The following is a 25,704-nucleotide window of genomic DNA, read 5'->3' as shown; positions in this document are numbered from 1 at the left end:
AGCTGGCAAACGATGCATCCGAGAACCCATGACACCGGAGGTGGGAGTGAGGTTCGCACCTGAGGGTTGGGTGTGCAGGTAGCTAACGCTGTCGCCTCATGGTCGTCGTCAGAAGTGCGAGAGCCTGGTCGCTCTTCCGCCTGGAGAACCGATTGTGGATTGGCACCTCGCTTCCTTGCTTGATGGCCTTCGACTGCCACGCGGTGGTCATCGCCCGTCCGGCTTCAGTGCGCGCTGCGCCGATGAAGGCGACGTACGCCGCGGCGACCTCTTCTGAAGCATGGACCCCGAGAAGTGCGCGGTAGTAGGCGATCCGCGACTGGATCTCGCTGATGTGGGTCGTGATCTCTCGTCGGACAGCTGGCGTGTTTTCGCGGCGCAGGATGAGGAACGGCGCCTCGAGGTAGTCCTCGACCGCGCGGATCGCTTCCCCGTAGATGGCGGCCCGTCGCTCTCTTTCTGCTGCGCGTCGCTGCACTCCGAAACCCGCAACGAGGACGATCGCGCCGATTAGGGCGGCAAGGATTGTCGCGTAGCCGTCCCCTGTGATCTCGAGTGAGCCAGACGCTTGGTGAAGATTGAGCATCATGTTTCCCTGGGGTCGTTGGCCGAGTCGTGGCGTTCGTGGGTGATTTCCGGGCCGATCCACTCCCCGCTCTGCCGGAACCACTGCTCCTTGATGAGGTGGACGCCGATGCGGGTGATCAGTTGTGCCGCACCGTCTCGGGGTAGCCACTTCGCAGAAGGAGGGTCTCCCGGGTACCACATGCAGAGGGTGCCATCGGAGTACCGGTGCGGAGACTCTTCGGGTCCATCGACGTGGACACGAGGAGTGTTGGGGGAGTTGCGGGAGAAGTCGATGGAGACCTTACGGCGAGGTACGCCGTCGGGCTCGAGCTCGAACTCGACCCGGAATCCAACGGCGTACGTGCTCTTGGCCACCCGCACGGCGTCCACCGCCGCGAGATCGCGGACAAACCGGATCTTTGGGGCCGGCTTCGCGAACCACGGCAGTGGACGTGGAGGCGGTGTCATCGCGGTGCTTCGCCACCGTACGCGCGCGACACGCTCGCAGCCGCGGTCGTCGCGGTGACCCCTACTCCAAGAGCCGTCGCGGCGACGGGGAGCCCGGTCTTGAGGGTCGACACCGACGAAGCGAGAGCGGACGTTTCCGGCGCGTCGATGTAGTTCCAGAACACGGCGCTGACAGCCGCGCGGATCTCCTTCTCGTCATCCGTGTCCAAGGCCGCGCGGAGGTTCGTCGCTGCCTTCCGCAGGCGGATCGCCATGTTCGCTGCGGTGACGAGGAGGTGCAGGTCATCCGATACGCCAGCGGGGTCTGGCGTTGCTTCGCCCTCCTCGAGGCGGCTTGCAGCCTGGTCAAAGAGGGACCACAGTCCCTTCGCCATGCCCATGCCGGGATCGACGAACTCCCACGCCCACACGGAAACCTCGAACGAAGAAGCGCCTTGCACCGTGTACTGCTTGTTCCACGCCTTCGCGAGGCGGGTGATCTTGCGGCGGGTGGAACGGAACGCCGGGGCGTCCCCGTTGAAGAGATCGGCGTGCTTCTCCGGGTGGGAAGCGTCCCAGCGGTCCTTCTCGAGGTTGGGGATCCAGATGCCTTCGCCCTCCTTGCGGGTGAGAGCGAGGACCATGTCGACGGTGGGGTCAGAGCCGTCAGGGAGAGGGCTGTGGAAGTAGACCTTCGGGCCGCGCTTGGACTTGTGGACCTTCGCGTCGGGGTAGGTCTCGCGGATGAGCGGTCCGAGGTGCAGGCAGAGTTCGTCGACGAGGTCGCTCGGCTGCTCTTCCTGCGTGCCCTCCGGGCCCAATCCGGGATAGTAGTTGCGGTTCAGGACAAGGCCGCCGTCACCATCTGTGACGGGGTTGTTCATCGAGTGCACCGTGAGAGAGCCGCTGCGGTAGGTACGCAGCGCCCCGTAGAAGGTGCCCGCGTGGCGGCGCACAAGGGCAAGCCGGTCGCGTGCTTCCTTGAGGTTCGTGACTTCGGGTTCGATCTGACGACGCACGTCGTTTAGAAGATCGTCGAGGGTTTCCATGACTGTTCCTGCCTGCCGCGTTCGCGGCATGGGCAAGTGAGTGGGAGGCCGGATGAAGTCGTTCTCGGCGGGGCTGGCCGGCACCTGATCGGCGCCGGCCAGCAGGGCGTTCTAGCCCTTGCCGAGAGTCGAGCCCGCGGTCGACTTGGCCGGCTTGCTCGAGGCGTTGGATGCGAGAACGCGTCCAGCCTTGGACAGTGCGGCCTTCGAGGGCTTCGACGATGACGACTTAGCCATCCTGATACTCCACTCACTTGCAGGGGAGCAGATACACGCGAGCCTGACCTCTGTCAATCTCGCGGACGGGCTGTAGGAGCCCGTAGAGTCGAGGGGTCCGTCCAAAGACACCCTGACCCCGATCTGCCAGTGCCCTCACCGCACAGGGCGGATCGGGGTTTTCTTTTCGTGACGAATCCTACTCCGCCTCTCCGACACGCGCCGATTTGAGGCGTCGAGAGGCTTGAAGGACTCGTGGCTCCGGCGCGGTCTGAATGGCGCCCAGATCGCGGCAGAGAGCTAGTTAAGGCCAAATTTGACCATGTTTGACTCTGAAAATAATGACAGCGGTGTAGTTCGGCTCCCTTGAGATCTTGATGGAACGATGCGGAAACTGAGCGCGGCTTGGTCGTCGTCGGTTTTCGGCGGCGTGTCGCCCTCCGCCACTGCCTCGGAGCTCCCCGCCGGAGTAGACAAGGCTTCTGGCCTCGCGATGTCAGCGAGCCTTCGAGTGAGGTCGAGAGACCACTTGAGCCGGTCTGGCGTTTCGTGGTGGCGAGAACGACCTTGGCACACCGATGGCCGCTTGGTCGACCTCGCAAATAGCCTTCTGACCAGGGATTTCTCGACCTGGGCCAGAGGGACAGGATGGAAGCACTCCTGCCGCTAGGCGAGGCTGTACGCGGTAGCGCAGCCGAGCCTAACGGACAGGAGTGCTTCCATCCCTGTCCCTCTGGCTCAGAATCCGCTCGTCGAGCTCCGCGGAGTCAATTTCTCCCAGGGTTTACCCAGCTAGAAGCGGAAGCTGCGAAGCCGAGCCGACTCCAGTCACAGAGTCCTGCAGCGGCATGCACGTCTTCACCGGGCGCGACGCAGCAATCGATCCAGCCCCGCCTTCGGTGTGGAGTCACCATGCGCCTCGCTGGACCATGATGTAGCGACGCGAGACGGTGCCTGGCGTGACCGATGATCCGGCGGTTGGGGTGCGGATGCGCACCTTCGGAACTCACCCCGGTATAAAAGCTGTAGCCCCGGCGATGTGCTCAATCTCTCAGAGCAGGGATCGTTCCGGGGCTTTCGAGACGATCATAACCGAGACCCAGGGGGGTGTCCAGGTGGCCTACACGCCGACCGAAACGCAGCTCGAGCAGTGGATCAGCACGGAACGGCTGACGCGTTACCGGTCCGCTCGAGAGGACACGGTCGAGCTCTACCTGTGGAACGCCGAGCTGTCTGCGCAGCTGCTTGAGCTCGTGGGGCACGTCGAGGTGCTCATGCGTAACGCGATCCACTCGCAGCTGGCACCTCACTCCATAGACCAGAAGTGGTACATCGACGGCTACTACTCCTTCCCATCTCGAGCGCAGAAGGAGATCGCCACCGCTCAGGGGCGCGCAACTCGCGGAGGTCAGGCAGAAGCTCCAGGCAAGGTCGTCGCCGAACTCATGTTCGGGTTCTGGCGCTTCCTGCTCAGCAGTCGCTACCAAACGACCGTCTGGCCCCGCGTCCAGAACGCCTTCCAAGGCGTGCCGAAACACTTGCGAAACCGGGCCGAACTCGAGACAGCGTTCGCCAGGGTTCATGAGCTTCGGAACCGTGTTGCGCACCACGAGCCAATTTTTCATCAGGCCAACTACCAGCACGTGGCAGATCTGCTATTCGTCGCCGGCTACATCGACGATCGCGCTGCGCGAATGTTGGCTGACCGGACGGGCGTATTCGATGTTCTCGCTCGGCGCCCGGCGATCTAGTGCCCCATCTCATCGGCAACGACGATGGTCGTCTGGAGGAGGAGGGGCGAGCGCATCCTCCGGCGCCCCGAACAGGAGCTCCTCGTCACCGCCAGGCTCACATCATCTGGTCGGGCACCATCGAAGGATGATCAGCAACCGAGGACAACTGGCGGCCCGCCGAGAAGCGCGGAAGATCGTCCGCGACAGAGCGGGACGGGTCCGCCTTCTCCGCGCCGAGTTAGATGTGCAGGGTGCGCGGTCGATCGAGCGCACTAAGACCGTCGAGGCGAAGGCGTCCTTCATCGTGACGGCCGCGGCCCTGGTTGCTGGTGCAAGCATCAGCCTTCTCCCGGCGAACCCGTTCGTCATCTTCGCCCTTGTGCTCGCAGCGGCGACGGTTTTCTGTGCTGCTCAGGCTGCGAAGCCGTTGACGCTCGAGATCCCGTCTGCTCGGGACCTCGTTGATGAGTATCTACATGCGGCCCTCACCGTGGAGGAGCTCGAGGACACTCTGCTCGAGGTTCGGACAGTAGAGATCGAAAAGCGTGATGAGGTCACGAAGACACGTGCAAGAGCGATGACGCTCGGCTTCCGATTTCTCGTGGCGAGTGTGATAACCCTTGTCGTGATTGCCGCGCTGGGTGCGCTACCTACGGGAGGACTGCAGACTGATGACGAGCGAGAGCACCCCGGCACCACCACCACCGAAGCCCCCCGAGCGTCCTGACGTGCAGATGGTCTTCAAGCCGGTGGCGCTGTCGAGGAATGATGCCGGGCACCTCATGAAAGACGGAGATGAGTAAGCCTCCGCCCACCCCGCCTCCTCGACCCAATGTGGAGAAGGTGTTCAAGAAGGTACAGGAGAGCGCCAAGCCGAACCCTGTTCCACCGCCCGAGCAGAAGCGCTGAGTCTTCTCACCCGCTCCATGCACCGTGTCGGTCCTCTCGCTGATGTCCGATAACCGTGATTATGTCAGTTTGCTCGCAGGGCCTGCGCGCGACGGGCTCCGAGGTGTGGGTTGCACACGAGCCTCGGAACCCGTCGGAGTGCCGCCTGCTAGGCGCCGGGTGCGAGGCCGAGCTGCGTGAGGATGCCGAGCTCGTCGCTGCTTCCCCAGCGCTCGGCGAGCTTGCCGTCGACGAAGGTGCTGATCTGCATGCCGCGGATCTTCATGGACTTGCCCGTCGGCGCGTGGCCCTGGAACACACCGGTCTGCGTGCCGGTCAGCGTGTAGGCGAACGCGACGCTGTCGTCGTCCGCGACGAGCTTCTCGACCTCGAGCGCCATGTCGGGGAACGCGGTCCGCAGGTCGCCGAAGAACGCGGCGTATCCCTCCGGACCGGGTGCCTGGCCGGGCGCCGGGTCGTGATCGACCGAGTCGGGCGCGACGAGTGCGTCGAACGCGGCGAAGTCGCCGGCGTTGACCGCCTCGCCGAAGGCCTGCTGGGCGGCGATGTTCTGCTCGCGAGTCATGTGCTGTCACCTGTTCTGCACCGGTCCGGTGCCTCGAGGAGTGGTGCGGGTCGTCAGCGACGGTACGCAAGCCCGTCGAGGGCGGGGTAGGGCTTGCGCGCTCCCCCGGGCGCCTCCATCGCCGCTCCTAATCGAGAACATTTCAGTTTACTGACATGCAGTCCTTAGGGTCGCACGCTTCGCGCCGGCCGTGCTTGGCCGACCCATCCCTGGGCTGAGGGCAGGCCCAGCTCGCGAACTGCTCGTGCAGCACCATCACCGAAGCCGTCGCCGCGATCGGCGGGGACCCGAGACCTGCAGGGTTTCCGAGCACGGCGGCTCGCGATGTGCTCAGTTCACGGAGGGACGTGAATTGGTGAGTGGAACGGCCCTCGTGAGGACTCGGGCCGTTCCTTTCTCGCGGGTGTCCCGCGCGCTGACGACGCAGGCTTTCGTCAGCGCTGGGGGAAGATGTGGACCTTCCGCGCGGACTCCGAGCTGGCGGCCGCGAGCGCTTCCGCGTACTCGGCGAGGCCGAAGGTGTGAGTCACCATGCGCTCGGCGAGCTCGGGGAGGGACGTGATGTCCTCGACCGCCGCCGGGTAAGAGGTCGCGAGGGACTGCGATCCGATGATCTTCAGTTCTCGGTCGAAGAGGTCGTAGGGGAAGAGGTCGATGGAGGCGGTCGGGCTGACGACGCCCATCTGCAGAAGCGTGCCCCGCTCGGCGAGGCGCACGAGAGCGTCCGAGACGGCGGTGGGATGTCCGCTGGCTTCGATGACGAGGTCGATGTCGCGCTCGGTCGCCCGCTCGCCCGGCGCGAAGACGGCATCGACGCCGAACTCCAGGGCGGCCTGGCGCCGGACCGGGCTGGGCTCGACGACATCGATGGTGGATGCTCCGCGGGCGCGGACGAGGGCGGCGGCGAGCAGGCCGATCGAGCCGGCGCCGTAGATGAGGACGCGCTGTCCGGAGACGGAGTCGACCCGGTCCAGGGCGTGCAGGACGCAGGCGAGGGGCTCGATCAGGGCGCCGGTGGTCCAGTCGATGCCCTCGGGAAGGGCGAAGACGACTCCGACGGGGACGCTGACGAGTTCGGCGACGGCGCCGTTGGAGGTGACGCCGATGGGAACGAGGTTGCGGCACAGGTTGGTGGCACCGGCGACGCACTGGTCGCAGTGGCCGCAGGCGACGTTGGGGTCGACGCAGACGCGATCGCCGACGGAGAAGCCGTCGACGTCGGGTCCGACCTGGACGATGGTCCCTGCGAACTCGTGTCCCGGAACGACCGGGAAGGTGCCGGTCGGATAGTCGCCGGAGGCGAGGTGGATGTCGGTTCCGCAGATACCGACGACCTCGGGGGCGATGACGACCTCACCGGAGCCGGCTACCGGGTCGGGCAGCTCCGTGACGTCGATCGAGCCCTTGCCGTCGAGAACCACTGCGCGCATGTGAATACCTTTCATCGGTCGTGGCTGAAGAGAATCCTCGGCCCTGAGGACTCGCCGCGCCGCCCGGATCAGGCGAGTGGTGAGTGCCAGAGGCGACTCTACTTCTTCTTGTACGTACTGTCCAGACGCACCGGATCACGAGACCTGATGCGCGGGCGGAGGGGTCGAGCGCCCCCCTCCGCCGGATCTACTTGACCGCGCCGAAGAGGAGGCCGCGGACGAGGGACTTCTGGGCGATCCATCCGGCGATGACGACGGGGATGCTGACGAGGGTCGCGACTGCGGCGACGTGGGCGGTGTAGAGCTCTCCGAAACTCAAGAACTTCTGCAGGAACAGCGGAAGGGTCGAGTTCGAGTTCGTGAGGTTCAGGGCGAAGAAGTACTCGTTCCACGAGAACACGGCGCACAGGAGCGCGGTGGAGACGATGCCGGGTCGGCAGAGCGGCAGGATGATCGAGCGCAGCGCCCTCCAGCGGGAGGCGCCGTCGACGGCGGCGGCCTCCATGATCTCGCCGGGGAGCTCCTGCATGAAGGACCGGATCATCCAGATGCCCAGCGGAAGGTTCATCCCGAGGTGCATCACGATGAGCAGTCCGAGTGTGTTGAGGACGCCCAGCGCCGTCGCGACGACGTAGACGGGGATGATCGCTGCCGCGATGGGCATCATCTTGGTGGAGATGAAGAAGAAGAGGACGTCCTGCGACTTCTCCACGGGGCGCACGGAGAGCGCGTAGGCGGCGGGGACCGCGAGGACGATGACGAGCAGTGTGGAGACGCCGACGACGACGAGGGAGTTGATCGCGTACGGCCAGAATCCCGCTTCGAAGACGCCCGCGTAGTTCTCCATCGTCGGGGTGAAGATCAGCTTGGGAACCGCGGCGGCCGCGTCGGGCTCCGTCTGAAAGCTCTTCAGCACCATGTAGGCGATGGGGAGGAAGAGGATCAGGCTGCCGATCCAGCCGCCGAGTCCGATGAGCGCGCTCGCGATGCGCTTGGACGGTGTGCGGTGCACGCGGATCGCGCTGCGGGGCCGGGGCTTCCGCTCGGTCTCGGTGACGGTGCTGGGCGGGGTGATCAGGGTGGCGGTCATCGTCGCCCCTCCTTCTGGAAGATGCCGGACAGCAGGCGCAGTGCGGGCAGGATGAGCGCGATGGTGAGGACGAGCGTGACGACGCCGAAGGCGGACGCCGCTCCGAAGTCGAAGGAGTTGAACCCCTTCAGATAGATGTAGTACGTGATGTTGGTGGTCGCGTAGGCGGGGCCGCCGGCGGTCAGCAGTGCGATCTCGCCGAACGTCTGGATGAGGTTCATGGCCAGCAGGAGCGCGGTGAGCTCGATGTAGGGCCGCAGGTGCGGGACGAGGATCGCCGAGAACTGGCGCAGGGGTCCTGCGCCGTCCACTCGGGCCGCCTCGAGCTGCTCCTGAGGCGCGGACTGGAGTCCGGCGATGAGGATCAGCAGCGCGAAGGGGGTGAAGCGCCAGGTGAGCAGGATGATCAGCGCGGCGAGCGGGTACTCGCTGAGCCAGGAAATCGGGGGGAGGCCGAGGCTGCGGGAGATCCAGCCGAACAGGCCGAAGCCGGGGTCGAACATCGCGGAGCGCCAGAAGAGGGTGACGGCCACGGGCATGACGAAGAAGGGCGTGATGGCGAGGGTGCGGGCCAGGCCGCGGCCGGGGAAGGAGTGGTTGAGCAGGAGGGCCAGGAGCAGGCCGAAGACGATGCAGGCGATCGTGGAGATGCCGGTCATCAGGGTGGTGTTGCCGATCGACTTCCAGAAGATCTCGTCCTTGAAGGTGGAGAGGAAGTTGGCGCCGGCATTGAAGGTGGCAGGGCGGCCGCCGAGCAGGTTCCAGTCCTGGAAGCTGTAGATCAGGGTCATCACGAAGGGGATCTGGGTGATGACGAGAGTGAAGATCAGCGCCGGCAGCAGCGGTCCGCGCAGATTCCAGCGCTCGCGTCGGGAGACGGTGGGCGGACGGACGACGGGCGGGGCGGGAGAGATCGTGGTGGAGGCCATGAGGGTCCGATCAGGAGGGCCCCGCCCGCGGGTCCGGTGAGAGGACCCGCGGGCGGAGCAGGGGTGTGCTACTTGAGGTAGCCGGCGGAGGTCACGGCTTCGGTGGCGTAGTCCTGGCTCTTCTGCAGGGCTTCGTCGACCGTCTGGGAGCCGCTGATCGCACCGGCGACCTGCTGCGAGACGAAGTCGCCGATGTCCACGAACTCGGGGATCTGCACGTACTGCACTCCCGTGTACGGAACCGGGTCGACCGTGGGCTGGTTGGGGTTCGCGGCCTCGATGGAGGCGAGAGTGAGGTCCGCGTAGCGCGAGGCGGCCTCGGTGTACTCGGGGATCTCGTACGTCGAGGTGCGGGATCCGGGCGGGATCGAGTCCCAGCCGGCCTTCTCTCCCGCGAGCTCGATGTAGTCCTCGCTGGTCACCCAGGAGATGAACTTCCAGGCCGCGTCGGGGTTCTTGCTGCTCGAGGTGACGCCGAGGCCCCAGGACCAGAGCCAGCCGGAGGCGAGACCGGAGGGTCCGGTGGGTGCCATCGCGAAGCCGATGTTCGGCTCGACCTCGGGCGTGGCCTGGTCGAGGACGGACCCTGCGAAGACGGTGTCGTCGTACCACATGGCGGTGGTGCCCTGGCTCATCTGCTGCAGGCAGCCTTCCCAGCCGTCCTTGGCGGCGTCGGGCTGGCCGTGCTCACGGAGCAGGTCGACGTAGAACTGCACAGCTTCCTTGGTCTCGGGAGAAGTGAGCTGGGGCTCCCAGTCCTCGTTGAACCAGCTGCCGCCGTAGGTGTTGATCACGGTGGTGAGCGAGGCGAGGTTCTGGCCCCAGCCCGCGAGCCCGCGCAGGCAGATGCCGGAGACACCGGCCGCGTCGTCGTCCATCGCGGCCGCCGCAGCGGCGACCTCGTCCCACGTGGGCTTCTCGGGAATGGTGACGCCGGCCTTCTCGGCGAGGTCCTTGCGGTAGAACAGGAAGGAGGACGAGCCGTAGAACGGTGCGGCGTACAGGGTGCCGTCGTCGGAGACGATGTCCTTGATCGGCGCGGTGAGGTCGGCCTCGTTCCAGGCCGCGTCCTCGCTCGCGTAGTCGTCGAGCGGAACGATCCAACCGTTCTGAGCCCAGATGGGGACCTCGTAGGAGCCGATCATGGCGACGTCGAACTGCCCGGCCTTCGTGGCCACGTCCTTGGTGACAGTGGGGCGGAGGTCGTTCTCGGGCAGCGTGGTGAACTTCACCGTGATGCCCGGGTTCTTCTCCTCGAAGTCGCTGATGAGCGACTCCGCGGTCTTCATCTGCGGGTTGGCGGCCAGGGCGACGTTGATCGTCACGTCACCGTCGGCGCTGGTGCCCGCGTTGTCGGTGGAGCAGGCGGCGAGTCCTCCGGCGAGGAGGGAGCCGGCGGCGGCGATTCCGAGGAATCGGAACGCTGCCCTCCGGTGCTGTGGTCGGGTGTGCATCATTGAACCTTCCAGATGAGCGACGGTGCTTCAGGAGTTGGTACGTACAGGACGTACTGGCCGAACGGAACGAATCATACGGTCAGTACATTCACAGCGTCAACAGTCCGACGCCATCTGTTCCGCGAGGGACGCGGAAACAGCTCCCGCGCCTCCTCGTGCAGACAGGAAAAGCCTTTTGTATGGCATGTTGAGACTGTCCGTGCGTTACTGTCCGAGGACCGCGTTCAGCGGGCCGTCGACGCCGATTGGAGAACGTGATGGCGCAGATCATCGAGCGCGCATCGCCGGTGCCCTACTACGAGCAGCTGTTCAGCATCCTGAAACGACGCATCACCGCCGGTGAGATCCCGACCGACGAGCGCTTGCCGAGCGAGCTCGAGCTGGGCCGGGAGTTCGGGCTGTCGCGCGCGACCGTCCGCCAGACCCTGACGAAGCTGGAGAACGAGGGCTTCGCGCGGAGGGTTGCGCGGAGAGGGGTCTTCGCGGCCGCGCCGGAGAAGACCTCGGGGTGGACCGTGCAGGACACTCAGGGGTTCCTCGATTCGCAGCTGCGTCACGGCCGCACCGGGATCACGACCGAGGTGGTGGACGCACGCTTCCTGGTCCCGCCGGAGCACGCCGCCGAGGCGCTGCAGATCGACGCCGGCACTCCGGTCTTCGCGCTCGAGCGGGTGCGCTCCCTGGACGGCACTCTCGCGATGTTCAGCACGAACTGGTTCCCGGACGAGGTGGCCCGGACGATCTCGAGCGCGGACGACGTCCTCGACGGCACCGGCTCCGTCGACAGCACTCTGCGCCGGGCGGGGTTCACGACCAGCGGCGCGCACCGGGTCATCCGTTCGATGAGGGCCCCGCAGCACGTGGCCTCGCATCTGCGGATCGGCGCCGACGACCCCGTGCTGCGGGTCCGCTCCTGGTCGTGGGATCAGAACGAGTTCCGGTTCGACTACTACGAGACCTGGGTCCTCACGGACGTCGTCCCGCTCGAGGTGATGGTCTCCGCGAGCTGACGAGCCGGCCGCCCGGACCGGTCAGAACCGGACGGCCGACCCGCCGAAGACGATCGACGGATTCGGGGTCCATCCCCGCGCGTGTGCACCCAGTAGAGCCGCGGCGACGGCGGTGACCTCCGGCTCGTAGACCGGTGTCGTGCTGTACCCGTTGACGTCGGTCTTGATCCTCACCCAGCCCGGAGAGTGGACCCACCCTCCGGCCAGTCGGACCTCCGTCGGCTCGGAGGCGTCCTTGCGGACGGCGTCGACGGCGTCCCGTCCAGCGAGGGCGAGGGCACCGAGCACGGCCGAAGCGCGAGCGCGTGGGTCGCGAGGAGCGTCGAGCGAATAGGACGGCCGCCCTCCCCCTCGTCGTCCAGGAACGAAGTACCCCGAGTCCAGGACGGCGAGCGGGCGGAGCTCGTCGGTGAGGATCGCGTGGATCTGGGCGGCGACCGCAGGATCCTGAGAGGCCCACGCGACGTTCCGGGCGAGCTCCTCGACCCGGAGGAGCGTCGTGCCGGCGGAGCGGATCCCCGGCGCGACGTCGACGTAGTCGTGGCGCTTCGCGCCCTTCCGGGGCGACTGGATCACGACGACCTCCGCCGTCCCCATCGAGTCGAGCACGGCACCGGGGGCGATCTGATCCACGCCCCATCCTCCGATGGGGTGATCGTGGCCGCCGGCGACCACGATCGCATCGGGAGCGAGCGCCCCGGAGTCGCGCAGCAGCGGGGACCGCAGATCCCCGACGACGTCGCCGGTGCGGACGACGACCGGCAGCAGATCCGCTGATCCGAGTGTCAGATCGACTCGATCGCTCGCCCAGGCCCTGTCCCGTGAGCGCCACGCCGCAGTCCGGGAGGCCAGGGTGTCGCTGAGGTACGGTCGACCGCTCCAGACGACGCCGGCGTAATCGGCGAGGGCGATCCAGTGCGCGGCGTCGCCGCCCGACGGTTGTGCCCGCGCCCATCTCCACCCGACGAGCGTTCGGACGGGGTCGGTCTCGGCATCGAACGTGTCATCGGCGTGAAGACGCGGTCGCAGCGAGCGGAAGATGCTCTGCCGGCGAGGGTCGAACCAGGCCAGCGCCTCGGTCAGGGGAGCCAGTGCCGAGTCGACGAGGACACCGTCCTCCCCCACTCCCGCGGCACAGATCGCGTGCACCTCGAGCGTCTCCGCGCAGAGGGCGACGATCATCTGCTCGATCGACCGGAAGAGGGCCCCGGCATCGATGGACGGCGTCCGGGCACCGCGCGGAGTGGGACGGCTCGCGCGTGCCACGACATGACCGTCCGCGTCCATCGCGACAATCTTGATGTTGGTGCTGCCGATGTCGACACCGCAGGCCACGGCTGTCCGCCCCGTGCTGCGCACAGGCGCCACCTCCCCTTCTCCTGTCCCCATTCTTCCCGCTCCCTGCCCGGAGCGCGCGACAGGGCCTCCGCGGCGAGGACCCGGAACCGGCGCGCTCGTTCCAGACGTCATGCCGGTCGTCGCGGCGACGAGAGCGGGGACGTCACCGCGGCACGCCTCCGGTCAGGCTGGCAGCGGGAGCGGTGTCGTCGTAGCCGAGGGCGGCTTTCGCCGCGTTGTGCTGCTCGACGATCCGCGGATGCAGAACGGAGGGAGCGAGCTCCGCCGAGACGGCAGCCCAGGTCGGGAAGGAGCCGGACAGCGCTGCGACGGCCTGCATCGCGGCGCCCTTGGTGACGTACTCGTCGAGGTCCGGCACGACGACGGGAACGTCGACCATCTGGGTGAGGATCTGCTGCACGGCCGGGCTCTGTGCGGCGCCTCCGATGAGCAGGAGGCGCTGGGGCCGGATGCCGCAGTCGCGCAGGGCATCGAGCATCTCGACCTGGCTGGCGAGTGTCCCCTCGATGACCGCTCGAGCGAAGTTGGGCCGGGTGAGATTGGTCAGTGACGCCTGGTGCAAAGACCCTCGGGCGTGAGGGAGGTCCGGTGTGCGCTCGCCTTCGAAGTACGGCAAGAGAGTGAGCCCTCCCGCGCCGGGTTCCGCTTCCAGAGCGAGATCGGAGAGCTCGGTGTACGTGCAGCCCAGCAGTCCTCCTGCGAGTTCGAAGTTCCTGGCTGCGTTGAGCGTGGCGACGAGCGGGAGGTGCTCGCCGGTCGCGTCGGCGTAGTTGCAGACGTAGCCGGCGTAGTCGTGGACGGGCACGGCGGAGCGGGTGTAGACGACGCCGGAGGTGCCCAGGGAGAGGACGGCGTCGCCGTCGTCCAGTCCGAGAGCGAGGGCGGCGGCAGCGTTGTCGCCGCTGCCGACGCCGATGGGCAGTCCGGCGGGGATACCGGGAATGCCGGGACCGGTGACGCCGGCGGTGGCGAGGGGGTGCAGGACCTCGGGCAGCAGCGCGGTCTTCCCGAACGCGTGCTCGAAGAGCCCCATGTCGTACTCGTTCGTGGCTCCGGACCAGTACGCCGTCCCGCTCGCTTCGGAGCGGTCGGTGACCAGCGCATCGAGCCCGCCGGTTCCGGCGCCGAAGCCGCGGAGGCGCCAGGTCAGCCAGTCGTGCACGATCGCCACGGCCGCGGTGCGGCGAACGGCGTCGGGATCCGTGTCTCGCAGCCACCGCAGCTTGACGACGGTGTCGGAGAGCGTGATCGGCAGGCCGGTGCGCCGGATCCACTCGTCTCGGCCGACTTCGGCGTTGAGGGTGACCATCTGGGCGTGCGAGCCGGTGTCGTTCCACAGCGGTGACTCGCAGACGACCGCTCCGGTCGAGTCCAGGAAGACCGGGGTGTGCTGCTGGCCGCTGACCGAGATCGCGAGGACGTCGTCCAGCCCTCCTGCGCGACGCACCGCGGTCAGAAGCGCGGTCCACCAGGCGTCGGGGTGGACGAGGGTCTGCGGCGGATGAGAGGCCTTCCCCTCACGCACGCGCATCCCGGTCGCGAGATCGCGCACCGTGACCTTGCAGGCCTGCGTGGAGGAGTCAATTCCCGCGATCAGCATCGTCGCCTCGCTTCTGGGTCGTCGAACGGAGTGCACAGCGCGCAAGCGTGCGCGGGCTCATGCGGGGGTTCCCTTGAGGTGCTCCCACTGGGGGGCAGTCCGCTCGCACCACTGGGCGAGCAGGTCGTGCCGAGGGGAGTCGGGGAGCACGTCCCGGGGGTCGCAGTCCTCCCACCGGGCGGTGGTCCCGGAGGCCAGCGCTTGGGCGCCGAGGGAGACGACCTCGGGGAACTGCGAGACGCTGAGGGTCGTGTCGAGCAGGTCGGCCTTGAGCTGGAGCCAGAGCGGGTTGCGGCCGGCCGGGCCGATGACCTTGATGCGCTCGGGTCGCAGCGGGAAGAGGGAGAGGACGTCCTGGAACTGCCGGACCATCCCGAGGAAGCAGCCGAGGACGAGTTCGTCGCGAGTCGTATCGGTGCGGAGGCCGGCGATGATCCCGCGCGCGGCCGCGTCCTTGGTGGGCGGGGGGCTCCCCCGGAACCGAGGGAGGACGAGGGGGATCCTGTCGAGGTCCACGTCGCCGGCGAGGTAGCGGCGGTGGGCGGCGTCGATGCCTGCCGTCAGGTCGGCGGCGTCGATCGCGAGCATCGACTGCAGCGTCGCGAACGCGGAGCCTCCCGTGGGGATGGAGGCGAAGAGGGTGTACTCGGCACCCGTGCAGGAGATGCCGTTGGCGAGCTTGGCGAGCGCAGCCGCGTCGTCGAGATCGGGGACGCTCCGGTGGAAGAGCAGTCCTTCGGTGGTGCCGGTGGAGTTCAGCAGCTCGTTCTCGCGCAGGTCGGCCCCGATCGCCCCGACCATGTGGTCGTGGCCGGCGACGTGCACGACGACGCTCTCCGCAAGATCGAGGTCCCGAGCGGCGCGAGCGGTCAGGGGCGAGCCGTGGGCAGCGGTGCGCAGTTCCGGGAACACGTCCACGTCGAGGTCCAGCAGCGCCGCGATCTCCGGCGACCACGTCTTCTCCGTCAGGTCGAGGGCCATGGTGCGGCTGGCGAGGGAGTACTCCGACCAGCGCTGCCCGGTCAGAGTCGCGGCGAGGAACTCGGCGACGTTGAGCCAGTGAGCGGTCGAGGCGTTCTCGCCCGCCTCCTCCACCGCCCACGCGACCTTGGACAGGCCGTAGTTCGCGTTGACCGGCAGACCTGTCGCCCGGTAGACGAGGGTCCGGTCGGAATCGGTGAGCCTGCTGAGGCGGTCGGCGCCGCGGTGGTCGTGCCAGAGGATCATCGGTGAGGCGAGGGAGCAGTCCGGGAGGACGAGCCCCCCGGACTCCCCCACCCCGGTGATCGCGATGCGGGCGACGCTCGCCCGGTTGGAGGGATCGAGTTCGCTGATGAAGGCGCAGACGATGCCCTGCAGGGCCTCGACGTCGTAGATCTCTCCCCACGTGTCCTTCGTCGTGGGTGTGCTGTGTCGCGCGGAGGCGATCAGCACACCCGCGGCGTCGAACAGGCACAGCTTGACGCTCGTCGTTCCGACGTCGACCGTGATCGTGGGAAGCACTTCGGTACCTCGTTACGCGACGGAGGGGTTGAGGGTGCGGATGCGGCGCTCGACGACGTCCGAGATGGCGGTGACGGCGTTCGTGGACACCCGGATGAGGGAGGCTTCCCTGTTGTTGGCGTTGTACGCCTCGCCGAAGGTGCGGATCATCGCGTTGCGGAGGTCGCTGGCCACGTTGACCTTGACGACACCGAACTCGTGCAGCCGCGCGAGCTGCTCGTCGGGGAGGCCCGAGCCGCCGTGGATGACGAGGGGGACGCTGCTGGCGGCGCGGACCTGAGCGAGCAGGTCGAAGTCGATCTTCGCGTGGGGGACGTAGCCGTGCTGGTTGCCGACGGACACGGCGAGCATGTCGCAGCCGACGGCGTCGATGAAGTGCTTCACCTGGTCGGGGTCGGTCGTGCTCGCGTGCTCCGGTGCGACGTCGTCCTCCTTCCCGCCGATGCTGCCCAGCTCCGCCTCGAGAGCGATCTCGGGAGCGCACAGTGCGCGCGCCTGGGCGGAGACGGCGACGTTCTCCTCGTAGGGGTACTCGGAGTAGTCGATCATGACCGAGGTGAAGTCGGCGGCGAGAGCGCCCTCGACGGCGGAGAGCTCCTTGCCGTGGTCGAGGTGAAGCGCGACCGGGACGTCGGTCGTCGCGAGGCGGCGGCTGACCATGTCGTAGATGTACTCGTAGCCGGAGAGGGCGACGTTGGTCGGGGCGACCTGGATGAAGGTGGGAACGCCCACGCGCTCGATGGCGTCGACGATCCCCATCGTGGTCTCGATGTTGGTGGTGTTGAACGCACCGGCGACGAGGCCTCGGGAGGTGCATTCGTTGATGACGTCGATACCGCTGACGAGAGGCATGAGGGTGTCCTTTCACGATGTGGCGCCGGGTGCGGCGAGAGGTGGGATGCCGCCGCGACGGCGGTCCTGTGATCGGGCAGGAGCGAGTGCCGCCTGCCCCTGGTCCTGCTATCGACCGGCGGGAGGGGTGCTGGTCTCGGCGATGTCGTCGAGGGTCCTGCCCTCGGCGACGACGCGCTGCGCCTCCTCCGGGACTCGGAGCCAGCGGACGGAGACTCCGGCGAGGACGTAGAGCGCCGCGAAGATGATGGTCACGCCGCCGGCGCCCAGGGGTGCCAGGAACAGCGCGACGATCAGCGGTCCGATGAACGTGGCCGCTCCGGCGCCGAGGTTGAGCACCGCGATCGAGTTGCCCTTCTGGCCGGGGGCCATCAGCGACATCAGGACGGAGATCGGGGTGAATCCGGCGAGGGTGATCCCGAACAGTGCTGCGCACAGGGCGGAGACCCAGTACTGGTCGCTGACGTACATGGGGAGGAAGTAGAAGGCGAGCACGCTCACGGCCGAGCCGATGCAGCCGAACCAGCGCAGCGTGCGGTGCCATCCGAGCCGGTCGCTGAGGACGCCGAAGAAGAGGTTCGCGAAGATGTTCGCCGCTCCGAGGATGAAGACGAGCTGCAGCCAGCCGGCAGTGCCGAAACCGAGGTCGACGGCGAAGACGGTGGGGAAGAACACGAACAGCCCGAACTGCGGGGCGGTGTTGACCACTCTGACCAGGCAGCCGAGGCCGACGCGGGGCTGAGTGAAGGCGATCGCGACGCTGTTCACGAGACTGCGACCCGTGCTCACGCCGGGGGCGGCGAGACGGCCGCCGCCGCGAGCCTTGCGCAGCCCCACGAGGGAGACGAGTCCACCGAGGACGACGAGGCCGAGCGAGATCCAGAAGGTCTCATAGGCGCCGAGAAGAGGAACGGTGCCGGAGGCGACGAGGGAGCCGAGGGTTGGCAGGCCGCCGGTGAACGCGAAGTAGAACCAGCCGACGGCCGAGCCGAGGCGGTGCGCGGGGCTGGCGCCGAGGACCCAGACGAGGAACCCGTAGGCGAAGAACGGATAGGCGATGCCGCGGAGTCCGTAGACGATCAGCATCAGCGTGAAGTTCTCCGACGGCAGCGCGACCGCGAGGAAGACGACCTGAAGACCGGCCCAGAGGACGAGGCCGATGATCATCACCCGCCGAGGTCCCCAGACGTCGGACAGGGCACCGGAGAGCCAGGATCCGAGAGTGACCATGAGGCCGTAGACGGTGATGATGACCGCGGCATTGGTCTCGGATCCCGCGCCGTTGTCGGCGAGGTAGGGGGCGATGTAGCCCGACTCGACGCCGTCTCCGATCATGAACAGGAGCAGGCCGACGAATCCCCAGACCAGGGGCTTGGGCAGGCCGATCTTCTCGATGAACGAATGCGGCTCGGGTCCTTGAGCGCGGATGCTCGTCGTCGCTGACATACGAATCCTTTGGTCACGAATGCGTGGAAGGGGGAAGTGGACGCCTGCGCAGCAGAGCACCCGGCCGCGGGTGGTCCCGCCGGCGTCGTCACCGATGCGCTTGCCAGCAACATACGGTCTGTACGTACAGACAGTACCATGAGGACTGGTGATACAAAACGACGCGTTCGGATCGGCCGCCGCTCGTACCTCAGCCACCTCGAAAGGACCGACGACGTGACCTCCGACAGCGCCCCCGTCTACCAGCACCCCGACCGCAACCTGGGAATGGAGCTGGTGCGAGCGACCGAAGCGGCAGCGATCCGCTCGAGCCCCTGGATCGGCAAGGGCGACAAGAACGCTGCCGACGGCGCCGCCGTCGACGCGATGCGCGCGTTCCTCGGCACCGTCGACTTCTCCGGCCTCGTGGTGATCGGCGAGGGCGAGAAGGACGACGCGCCGATGCTCTTCAACGGCGAGATCGTCGGATCAGGATCAGGCCCCGCCTGCGACATCGCCGTGGACCCCATCGACGGGACATCCCTGACCGCAGCCGGACGGCAGGACGCGCTCTCGATGATCGCCGTCGCCGACCGCGGATCGATGTTCGATCCGTCCGCCGTCTTCTACATGGACAAGCTCGTCACCGGCCCCGAAGGAGTGGGAGTCGTCGACATCCGCCGTCCGATCGGCGAGAACATCCGGGCGCTCGCTCGCGCCAAGCGCAAGCACGTCGAGGAGATGCGCATCGCCGTGCTCGACAGACCCCGCCACGCCCAGCTGATCGACGACATCCGTGCCGCCGGGGCGAGCACGCGCCTCCTCCTCGACGGAGACGTCGCCGGCGGCATCAACGCCGCCCGCCACGACTCCCGGATCGACATGTGCGTCGGAACCGGCGGCACTCCCGAGGGCATCATCACCGCCTGCGCGATCAAGGCGCTCGGCGGAGTGATCCAGGCCCTCCTCCTGCCCAAGGACGACGAGGAACGCCAGCGAGCCCTCGCCGCAGGACACGACCTCGGCCAGGTGCTCCACGCGAACGACCTCGTTCGCAGCGACAACACCTATTTCGTCGCGACGGGGGTCACTGACGGAGGCCTTCTCCGTGGCGTCCGCAGCAAGGGATCACTGATCCAGACGGAGAGCATCATCCTCCGAGGCCGCTCCGGCACGGTGCGCCGAGTCAAGGCGGAGTACCGCGCCGAGACCTGGGTGTAGCTGCACGGCTCCGGCCCGCTGCGACCGCGACGTCCTTCGCAGCTGTATTACCTCGGCGCTGTGGAGGGTCATGCAGAGACCAATTCCTCCGCACTGTCAGTCACGTGCGAAGGACGACTCGCATCTGCTCGCGGATGTCGTCGCAGATCTCCTGGTTGGTGGAGTGCACGTGCATCGGCGATGCCAGGCTCACGAAGGCGGTGGCCGAGATGGTACGAGCGAGCAGCGCCGCATCTTCTGCTGTCAGTCGGCCGTCCCGCTGAAGGATGTCGGCGTAGGCGGTATCGACCCGCTGCATGAGTTCGAGCCCGACGCGGTGGTGTGGTTCTTCAGCGTCGCCGAAGACGATCTCGCGGAGGTAGGTACGACCGTTCTCGATTTGCCTACGGTTGCATTCGACGACGGGCTCGACGAGGGCCATGACGGCGTCGAGTGGACATGAAGCCGCTGCGGAGGCTCGAACGCCGACTTCGATCGCTTGGGCGTAGTGGGTGTTCTGTACCAGCAGCAGCAGCTCGGCTTTGTTGCGGGCGTAGAGGAAAAGGGTGCCGGTGCCGATGTCGGCCGCGTCGGCGATCTGCTGCGTTGTCACGTCGTCGACGCCGCGACGACTGAACAGCTCGTCGGCGGCCGCGGTGATGCGGTCGAGCTTCTGCTGTTTGTTGCGTTCGCGGCGGCCGGGAGCTGAGCTGGCGGGGGAGGTCATCAGGAGTCCATTCTACAGCGCTGACCCACCTCAGTCACTTGCGATCGCACTCGCAAATGAGTACGCTCATAAAAACTGAGGAGATGAACCCGATGAAGGCCTACACGATTACCCGGTACAAGGGTGAGGTCACAGAAACGGATGTTCCCGAGCCGATCCTGGGCGAGCACGATCTGCTGGTACGCGTACACGCTGCTGGCGTGAACCACCTCGACGTGAAGCTCGCTGAGGGTGAGTTCAAGGCGATGCTCCGCTATGAGCTGCCGTTGACTCTCGGCCACGACGTCGCCGGAGTGGTCGAATCCATCGGCCCGGCCGTCACCCAGTTCGCGGTCGGTGACGAGGTCTTCGCCCGTCCTACCGATTTTCGCATTGGAACCTTCGCTGAGCGCATCGCGATCGCCGATGCCGACGTAGCACTCAAGCCCGCGTCGCTATCCATGGTCGACGCCGCATCGTTGCCGCTGGTCGCTCTCACCGCATGGCAGGCGCTGGTGGAAAGCGGTGACGTCACTGCGGGCAGTCGTGTGCTGATCCACGGCGGCGCAGGCGGCTTCGGTTCAATCGCCATCCAGCTCGCGAAGGGCCTTGGAGCGTACGTCGCCACGACTGCGAGCGGCTCGAACGCCGAGTGGCTCCGCGAGCTCGGTGCCGACGAGGTGATCGACTACCGCTCGCAGCGATTCGAGCAGGTCCTTCAGGGCTACGACCTCGTGGTCGACGGTATCGGAGGGGAGAACCTAGAGAAGTCGCTGCGGGTGCTGCGCCCGGGCGGGCGCGCGATCGGCATCGCCGGACCCCCAGACCCGGCGTTCGCTCGCGCGCTCGGCCTCAACCCAGGCCTTCGGCTTGCGATCGGGGGCCTCAGCGCGTCCATTCGTTGGCAGGCGCGGCGACTCGGCGTGAAGTACACCTTCCTGTTCATGCACGCCGACGGCCGCCAACTTGCCGAAATCGCGGCGCTGGTCGAGGCGGGAGTGCTGCATCCCGTTGTCGGCCGCGTGTTCCCCTTCGCGCAGACCCCCGCTGCGCTCACCGCCCTCGAGCGCGGGGGCCTGCGCGGCAAGATCGTCATCGCCATGGACGACTGATCAAACCAGTCACTTCCGCCCAGTCCGTCCCCACCTCGTCACATCCCATCCCTCGTCAAGGAGCAGTTCATGCACTCACTTCTCGGAGCCGTCGTTCTGGTGACCGGAGCCAACGGCGGGATCGGATCCGAGTTCGTTGCCGGCGCCCTCGCCCGCGGCGCCGCCAAGGTCTATGCCACCGCCCGCAACCCGCGCAAATGGGACGACGACCGGGTCGTGCCGCTCGCGCTCGACGTCGCCGACCCGCGCTCTGTAGACGCGGCGGTTGCTGCTGCTCGCGATGTCACCGTGCTGATCAACAACGCCGGCATGCTGCCGCCGACGGCGAATCTTCTCGACCTCTCGGTCGATGACCTCCGGGCCACGATGGAGATCAACTTCTTCGCCCCCGTGCTGCTTACGAAAGCCTTCGTCCCGGTGCTGACCGGGAATCGAGAGTCGGTGCTGATCAACATGCACTCGGTCGCGAGCTGGTATGCCTTCGGCGGCGCCTACAGCGCTTCGAAGGCCGCGTTCTGGTCGGCGACGAACTCGTTGCGTCTGGAACTCGAACCAAACGGCACTCTCGTCGTCGGCGTGCATGTCGGCTATGTCGACACCGCCATGGCCGCCCACGCCAACGGCCCGAAGATGTTCCCCGCCAACCTCGTTGCCCAGGTGTTCGACGCTGTCGAAGCAGGCGAGTACGAGGTGATCGCGGACGAGATCACGGCCTCGGTCAAGGCCGCCCTGAGTGCCCCCGTCGAGGCCCTCTACCCCGAGTTGAAACGCTGAGCCTGAATCCCATAGCAACGGACAGCACCGTCAACAGGCAGCGACTCTTCCGCCTACCGAGAGCTCAGTCCGAGGAGCGGCCTCCTCGTGGTCTTCCTCGTGACGTTACAGGGACGCCTGTGAAGAATGACCCCCGCATATCGACCTGATCACCGAACGCTGGCACGTCATCGTCCTCGTCAACATCATTATGGGCGGCTCAACTGACCTCCTGGTCTTCACCCTGCCCATGCTGATCGCCGACGGCGATTACCACCGCATAGTGCCCTTAGTGCTGTTCACCGATTCGTGCAGACGGATCACCAACTCCGAGCCCGTCTGCTACCTCGACTCCAGGCACGGCAGTATCTTCCAGTCCTACGCGGAATCCTCAACTCGCGTCGTCCAATTCCTCGGCCGCTGAATATGGCGGCCCCGCACAAGCAGCGCGATGTCGTCCGCGATGCTCGGTGGTCGACAACTTGTGTCGCGGGTGAGCGCTTAATGTTCCTCACCAATCGAAGCTGCGAGCAATGACACTCCCGGGCGACTACGGATCTTTTTGCCATAGCTTCAGTACCTTTTCGCCCCCAGATGGCTTGGTGTACCACGCTGAGAGGGCCCTGCCCCGCGGAGGACGCAGAACCCCCTCTTACGTGTCTCAGTAGGACGAGTACGCCGTCACCTCGTCGATGCTCCACCAGTTGGTGGCAGCTCCCGTCTGGGTGATGCGGATGAACCGGGCCGTCGTCGGCGGAATCGAAATGGGGCGCTTGTAGCCGTAGCCCACGCCGCTTGTGGCCGTTCTCCAGTTCGTCCCGTCGGTCGATACCTCGATGGTGAAGCTGCGCGGGTAGTCGTCGGGTGACCCAGCGGCGGTTTCGAGGGTCACCATGGCGAGCCGCTTGGAGGATCCCATGTCGATCCGGTACCACTCCGCTCCGCTCTGCGAACGACCGCTGTACCAGGCCGAGCCGTTCAGGCCATCGATGCCTGCCGAGGGCGGCGTCCCGTTCGCGGATGTCGACGCTGTCGCCGTCCAGCCGCTGTGGCTGATGGCGACCGGCGAGAAGGTGGACAAGCCGCCGGCGTACTTTTTGACCGTCTGGACGAAGCCGGTGTTCTTCGTGAAGTGGTCGGTCGTGAATTGCTTGAGTTTCGCGATGAATGTCGCAGGATCGTCGCTGTTGATGACCGGGACGGGGGCCTGGTTGTCGTAGTACATGCCCCAGTAGCCGAAGGCGTCTTTCGCCGCTCCTCGGACCTTGTAGGTCCAGTTCGACCAGGAGATGTTCGACGCGTTCATGCCGGCCATCCATTTCGCCCAGAGATCGTCGTTGTAGTACAGGGAGTACTCGCCGTTGAGCAGCGGGACTCCTGGGTCGGCGAGGCGTGAGGGTGCAGCGGCGAGCTCGTTCTCGACCAGCCGGTTCTGCGCATTCCAGTCTCTCGGGCTGGACATGTCGTAGGGGTGGAGCTGGTACATCACGTTGGTCCAGCCGTAGGTTTCCGGGTCGGCGATGGAGTCCATGCCGAGGAAGGCCGCGAGCACGATCAGGTGGCCGGGGTCGACTGCGCGGACGGCGTCGTAGAGGCGGTCGAAGTAGTCGTTCTTCTTCTTGAGGTCGTCGGCGTCCTCGTAGGCGTCGATCAGTGGCTCGTTGATGAGGTCGTAGCCGGCGACCGCGGGGTTGCCGCGGTAGCGGTTCGCGATGGCGGTCCAGATGTCCTCGACCCAGTCCTGGTAGGTCGCGTTGCCCCAGAAGCCGTTGGGTGCGGGGCCGATGCGTCCGCAGCTTCCCCAGGGGCATCCGCCGCCGGGGACGGTGTGCAGGTCCAGGAGGACGTACATCCCTCTCTCGGAGGCTTCCTGGGTGATCCAGTCGACCTTCTTCCAGGGGTCGGCCTTCCAGGTGCCGTCGAGGTTGAGGAAGGTGCTCCAGCCCATGGGGACGCGGATGAAGTTCAGACCGGTCGCGGCGATGGCGTCGAGGTCGCTCTCCGTGATCCAGGCATCCTGGTGGGCGTCGAGCACCTTCTGTGCGCCGACGGTGCCGAAGCGCGAGGTCAGGGTGTTGTTCAGGGAGTAGTCGTCGCTGTAGAGGCCGGCGGTCAGTTCGCCGATCGACCACCACTGCAGGGCCGAACCGGTTTGCGTGAGGCGGAGGTAGCGGGTGGCCTGAGCGGGGAATCCGATCGTGGTCACCTTCACATCGCCGATTCCCGTTGCGACGCTCTTCCAGTTGGCGCCGTCTCGCGAGAGCTCCAGCCGGTATCCACGCGCCCAGTCACCCTCGTCGGTGGTGTTCTTCGCCGTGTCGATCGAGAGGTTGTTCAGGGTCTGCAGTGATCCGAGGTCGATCCGGACGGACTGACCTGGCGCCTGCGCGACTCCTGTGCTCCATCGCGTGGCGGGATTCCCGTCGACTGCGTTCTTGATGTCACTGCCGACGGAGGAGGTCACGGACCAGCCGTTGCGGTCGAGGTTGCTGCCTGCGGCGATCGAGAGGTCGGCGATCGTCCACCACTGGGCGGCAGTCCCGTTCGAGGTGATCTTGAGGTAGCGGCCGTACTTCCATGCCTTGAAGTCGGCCTCCACGATGCGGTTGGTGCCGTACCCGCTGGCGATCGGGGTGAAGTTCACGTTGTCGTCGGAGGTGGCCATCTCCCACTGTCGAGGGAAGTCGTTCGAGGCTGCGGCGCCTGAGTCGAGGAAGACCCGGTCCATCTCCACTGTGCGGCCGAAGTCGACGGTGTAGCTCTGCCCCGGTGATTGAGGTGTGCCGCTCTGCCAGGTCGTCGCCAGATCGCCGTCGACACCTCGTGGAGCAGAGGAACTCGCAGAGCTGGCCGTCGCCGTGAACGGGCGATTCGCGAGAACCGCATCGAAGAAGAGATTCAGCTCTCCGACCGACCACACCGCTCCGTCGGAGGCCGTCTGCGTGAGCCGGAGATACCGCGCGTCCTGCTGAACGAACTTGACGGTGGTGCGCCCGCTCGTGCCGGGCTGTTCGGCGACGTTGCGCCACGTGGTCGCATCCGAGGACGTCTCGACCCTCAACGCGTGGGGATACTGGCTTGCTGAGCTCGAGTCGAGAGTCAGCCGGTTGAAGCGGGTGGGCGCGCCCAGATCAAGGAGAAGCCAGTCCGGGTTGCGCTTGCCCGAGGCGGTCGTCCATTCGGAGGACCCCGATCCGTCGATCGCCTCGGAGCCACTTCCTGTGGAGGCGCTCACCGACCAACCTGTGCGATCGGTCGCGAACTCTCCGAGGGGGGACATCCAGTCCTCCTGGGTGAGCCATCCGCCGATGTTGGTGCCGCGCAGATTGATGGTGTCTCCGGCCCCGGAGCCGGTCTTCAGCACGTTCCCACTGGCTTTGATGAAGTCCGCCGAGGTGAGTGAGGCGGCGGACGCCGGCGACACTGCCGCCACCGAGCCCACGACCAGCGCGGCCGCAGCGAGCGCGGCGGGGAATAGATACTTCCTCATGATCCTCCTTGATCGGATGAGCACGTCGGAGGCTCTGTCTCGACATCCGTCGAACGGCACCCCCGCCGAACAGGTCCCACTCTTCTCGCCGAGGACCCGAGCGTCAACCAGTTCACACTAAAAGTGTAAATCAGTTGACGAGGAGATGCTCAGGTCCGTACGGTATGGCCTGCTACCCCAGCCGAGCGCCGTAAAACCCCGACGGTCCGCTCGCTCTCTCCCCGTCGCCAGCCCGCGACGCTCCCTCGGCGCGCCCGCACCCTGGCGGCGTCTTCGAACCCTGGTGGTCATTACAAGGAGGT

Annotated in this window: 21 protein-coding genes; 6 read left to right on the top strand and 15 right to left on the bottom strand. The window is 66.6% G+C overall.

Annotation, left to right across the window (positions count from 1 at the left end; all coding sequences use genetic code 11):
* Nucleotides 1-82: 82 nt before the first annotated feature.
* Genes EDF45_RS19205 through EDF45_RS19195 form a run of 3 tightly spaced genes read right to left on the bottom strand, consistent with a single transcriptional unit; the run spans nucleotide 83 to nucleotide 2,063 of the window.
* Nucleotides 83-586 (bottom strand): hypothetical protein, encoded by a 504-nt coding sequence (locus EDF45_RS19205; RefSeq protein ID WP_148070846.1) that lies wholly within the window; start codon nucleotides 584-586, stop codon nucleotides 83-85.
* Nucleotides 586-1,035: a hypothetical protein gene (locus EDF45_RS19200; protein ID WP_148060343.1), complete on the bottom strand. Its 450-nt coding sequence runs from the start codon at nucleotides 1,033-1,035 to the stop codon at nucleotides 586-588. Before EDF45_RS19200 ends, EDF45_RS19205 begins: the two co-directional genes overlap by 1 nt.
* Nucleotides 1,032-2,063 (bottom strand): hypothetical protein, encoded by a 1,032-nt coding sequence (locus EDF45_RS19195; RefSeq protein ID WP_123737516.1) that lies wholly within the window; start codon nucleotides 2,061-2,063, stop codon nucleotides 1,032-1,034. The genes EDF45_RS19200 and EDF45_RS19195 overlap by 4 nt, the downstream gene beginning before the upstream one ends.
* A 1,175-nt stretch (nucleotides 2,064-3,238) precedes the next feature.
* On the opposite strand from EDF45_RS19195, the gene EDF45_RS19190 reads away from it, so the two are divergent.
* Nucleotides 3,239-4,030, top strand: coding sequence for an Abi family protein (locus EDF45_RS19190; RefSeq protein ID WP_123737517.1), 792 nt, complete (start codon nucleotides 3,239-3,241; stop codon nucleotides 4,028-4,030).
* Between the two features lie 127 nt (nucleotides 4,031-4,157).
* Complete coding sequence (locus tag EDF45_RS19185; RefSeq protein ID WP_148060344.1) at nucleotides 4,158-4,739, top strand: hypothetical protein; 582 nt, start codon at nucleotides 4,158-4,160, stop codon at nucleotides 4,737-4,739.
* Nucleotides 4,740-5,069: 330 nt separating this feature from the next.
* Here the strand turns inward: EDF45_RS19185 and EDF45_RS19180 are convergent, their stop codons facing one another.
* From EDF45_RS19180 to EDF45_RS19160, 5 genes are all read right to left on the bottom strand, one after another.
* Nucleotides 5,070-5,486 (bottom strand): ester cyclase, encoded by a 417-nt coding sequence (locus EDF45_RS19180; protein ID WP_123737519.1) that lies wholly within the window; start codon nucleotides 5,484-5,486, stop codon nucleotides 5,070-5,072.
* A gap of 434 nt (nucleotides 5,487-5,920) precedes the next feature.
* Nucleotides 5,921-6,916, bottom strand: coding sequence for an alcohol dehydrogenase catalytic domain-containing protein (locus tag EDF45_RS19175; RefSeq protein ID WP_185020282.1), 996 nt, complete (start codon nucleotides 6,914-6,916; stop codon nucleotides 5,921-5,923).
* Nucleotides 6,917-7,103: 187 nt separating this feature from the next.
* On the bottom strand, nucleotides 7,104-8,006 hold the full coding sequence (locus EDF45_RS19170; protein WP_123737521.1) for a carbohydrate ABC transporter permease: 903 nt from the start codon (nucleotides 8,004-8,006) through the stop codon (nucleotides 7,104-7,106).
* Entirely contained in the window at nucleotides 8,003-8,935 is a 933-nt protein-coding gene (locus tag EDF45_RS19165) for a carbohydrate ABC transporter permease (RefSeq protein WP_123734188.1), read from the bottom strand. Before EDF45_RS19165 ends, EDF45_RS19170 begins: the two co-directional genes overlap by 4 nt.
* A gap of 68 nt (nucleotides 8,936-9,003) precedes the next feature.
* Nucleotides 9,004-10,389, bottom strand: coding sequence for a sugar ABC transporter substrate-binding protein (locus EDF45_RS19160; protein WP_123734232.1), 1,386 nt, complete (start codon nucleotides 10,387-10,389; stop codon nucleotides 9,004-9,006).
* Nucleotides 10,390-10,649: 260 nt separating this feature from the next.
* On the opposite strand from EDF45_RS19160, the gene EDF45_RS19155 reads away from it, so the two are divergent.
* A complete protein-coding gene (locus tag EDF45_RS19155) occupies nucleotides 10,650-11,402 on the top strand; it encodes a GntR family transcriptional regulator (RefSeq protein WP_123737522.1) in 753 nt (250 codons plus the stop codon).
* Nucleotides 11,403-11,423: 21 nt separating this feature from the next.
* Here EDF45_RS19155 and EDF45_RS19150 read toward each other — a convergent pair whose 3' ends face one another.
* The 5 genes from EDF45_RS19150 to EDF45_RS19130 form a co-directional block, all read right to left on the bottom strand.
* A complete protein-coding gene (locus EDF45_RS19150; protein ID WP_185020281.1) occupies nucleotides 11,424-12,770 on the bottom strand; it encodes an L-fuculokinase in 1,347 nt (448 codons plus the stop codon).
* 133 nt (nucleotides 12,771-12,903) lie between these two features.
* Nucleotides 12,904-14,361: an FGGY family carbohydrate kinase gene (locus tag EDF45_RS19145; RefSeq protein WP_123737524.1), complete on the bottom strand. Its 1,458-nt coding sequence runs from the start codon at nucleotides 14,359-14,361 to the stop codon at nucleotides 12,904-12,906.
* A gap of 57 nt (nucleotides 14,362-14,418) precedes the next feature.
* Nucleotides 14,419-15,864: an L-fuculokinase gene (locus EDF45_RS19140; RefSeq protein WP_123737525.1), complete on the bottom strand. Its 1,446-nt coding sequence runs from the start codon at nucleotides 15,862-15,864 to the stop codon at nucleotides 14,419-14,421.
* A gap of 12 nt (nucleotides 15,865-15,876) precedes the next feature.
* On the bottom strand, nucleotides 15,877-16,716 hold the full coding sequence (locus EDF45_RS19135) for a class II fructose-bisphosphate aldolase (protein ID WP_123737526.1): 840 nt from the start codon (nucleotides 16,714-16,716) through the stop codon (nucleotides 15,877-15,879).
* A gap of 108 nt (nucleotides 16,717-16,824) precedes the next feature.
* Nucleotides 16,825-18,162: an MFS transporter gene (locus EDF45_RS19130; RefSeq protein WP_123734182.1), complete on the bottom strand. Its 1,338-nt coding sequence runs from the start codon at nucleotides 18,160-18,162 to the stop codon at nucleotides 16,825-16,827.
* A gap of 267 nt (nucleotides 18,163-18,429) precedes the next feature.
* Here EDF45_RS19130 and glpX point away from each other — a divergent pair, with 267 nt between their 5' ends.
* The gene (glpX, locus tag EDF45_RS19125; protein ID WP_185020289.1) at nucleotides 18,430-19,362 is read left to right on the top strand and encodes a class II fructose-bisphosphatase; all 933 of its coding nucleotides are present in this window, start codon (nucleotides 18,430-18,432) and stop codon (nucleotides 19,360-19,362) included.
* A 100-nt stretch (nucleotides 19,363-19,462) separates the two neighbouring features.
* Here glpX and EDF45_RS19120 read toward each other — a convergent pair whose 3' ends face one another.
* A complete protein-coding gene (locus tag EDF45_RS19120; RefSeq protein ID WP_123734180.1) occupies nucleotides 19,463-20,068 on the bottom strand; it encodes a TetR/AcrR family transcriptional regulator in 606 nt (201 codons plus the stop codon).
* A 92-nt stretch (nucleotides 20,069-20,160) separates the two neighbouring features.
* Here EDF45_RS19120 and EDF45_RS19115 point away from each other — a divergent pair, with 92 nt between their 5' ends.
* Nucleotides 20,161-21,159 carry an NADP-dependent oxidoreductase gene (locus EDF45_RS19115; protein WP_123734179.1) on the top strand — a complete coding sequence of 333 codons (999 nt, stop codon included), beginning with the start codon at nucleotides 20,161-20,163 and terminating at the stop codon, nucleotides 21,157-21,159.
* 69 nt (nucleotides 21,160-21,228) lie between these two features.
* Nucleotides 21,229-21,933 (top strand): SDR family oxidoreductase, encoded by a 705-nt coding sequence (locus EDF45_RS19110; RefSeq protein WP_123737528.1) that lies wholly within the window; start codon nucleotides 21,229-21,231, stop codon nucleotides 21,931-21,933.
* A gap of 640 nt (nucleotides 21,934-22,573) precedes the next feature.
* Here the strand turns inward: EDF45_RS19110 and EDF45_RS19100 are convergent.
* Complete coding sequence (locus EDF45_RS19100) at nucleotides 22,574-25,402, bottom strand: discoidin domain-containing protein (protein WP_123737530.1); 2,829 nt, start codon at nucleotides 25,400-25,402, stop codon at nucleotides 22,574-22,576.
* Nucleotides 25,403-25,704 lie beyond the last annotated feature (302 nt).

Source organism: Rathayibacter sp. PhB186, assembly GCF_003751825.1.
GTDB lineage: Bacteria > Actinomycetota > Actinomycetes > Actinomycetales > Microbacteriaceae > Rathayibacter > Rathayibacter festucae.
Note: the sequence above shows the minus strand (reverse complement) of the source record. Positions and strands in the feature narration are given on the sequence as shown.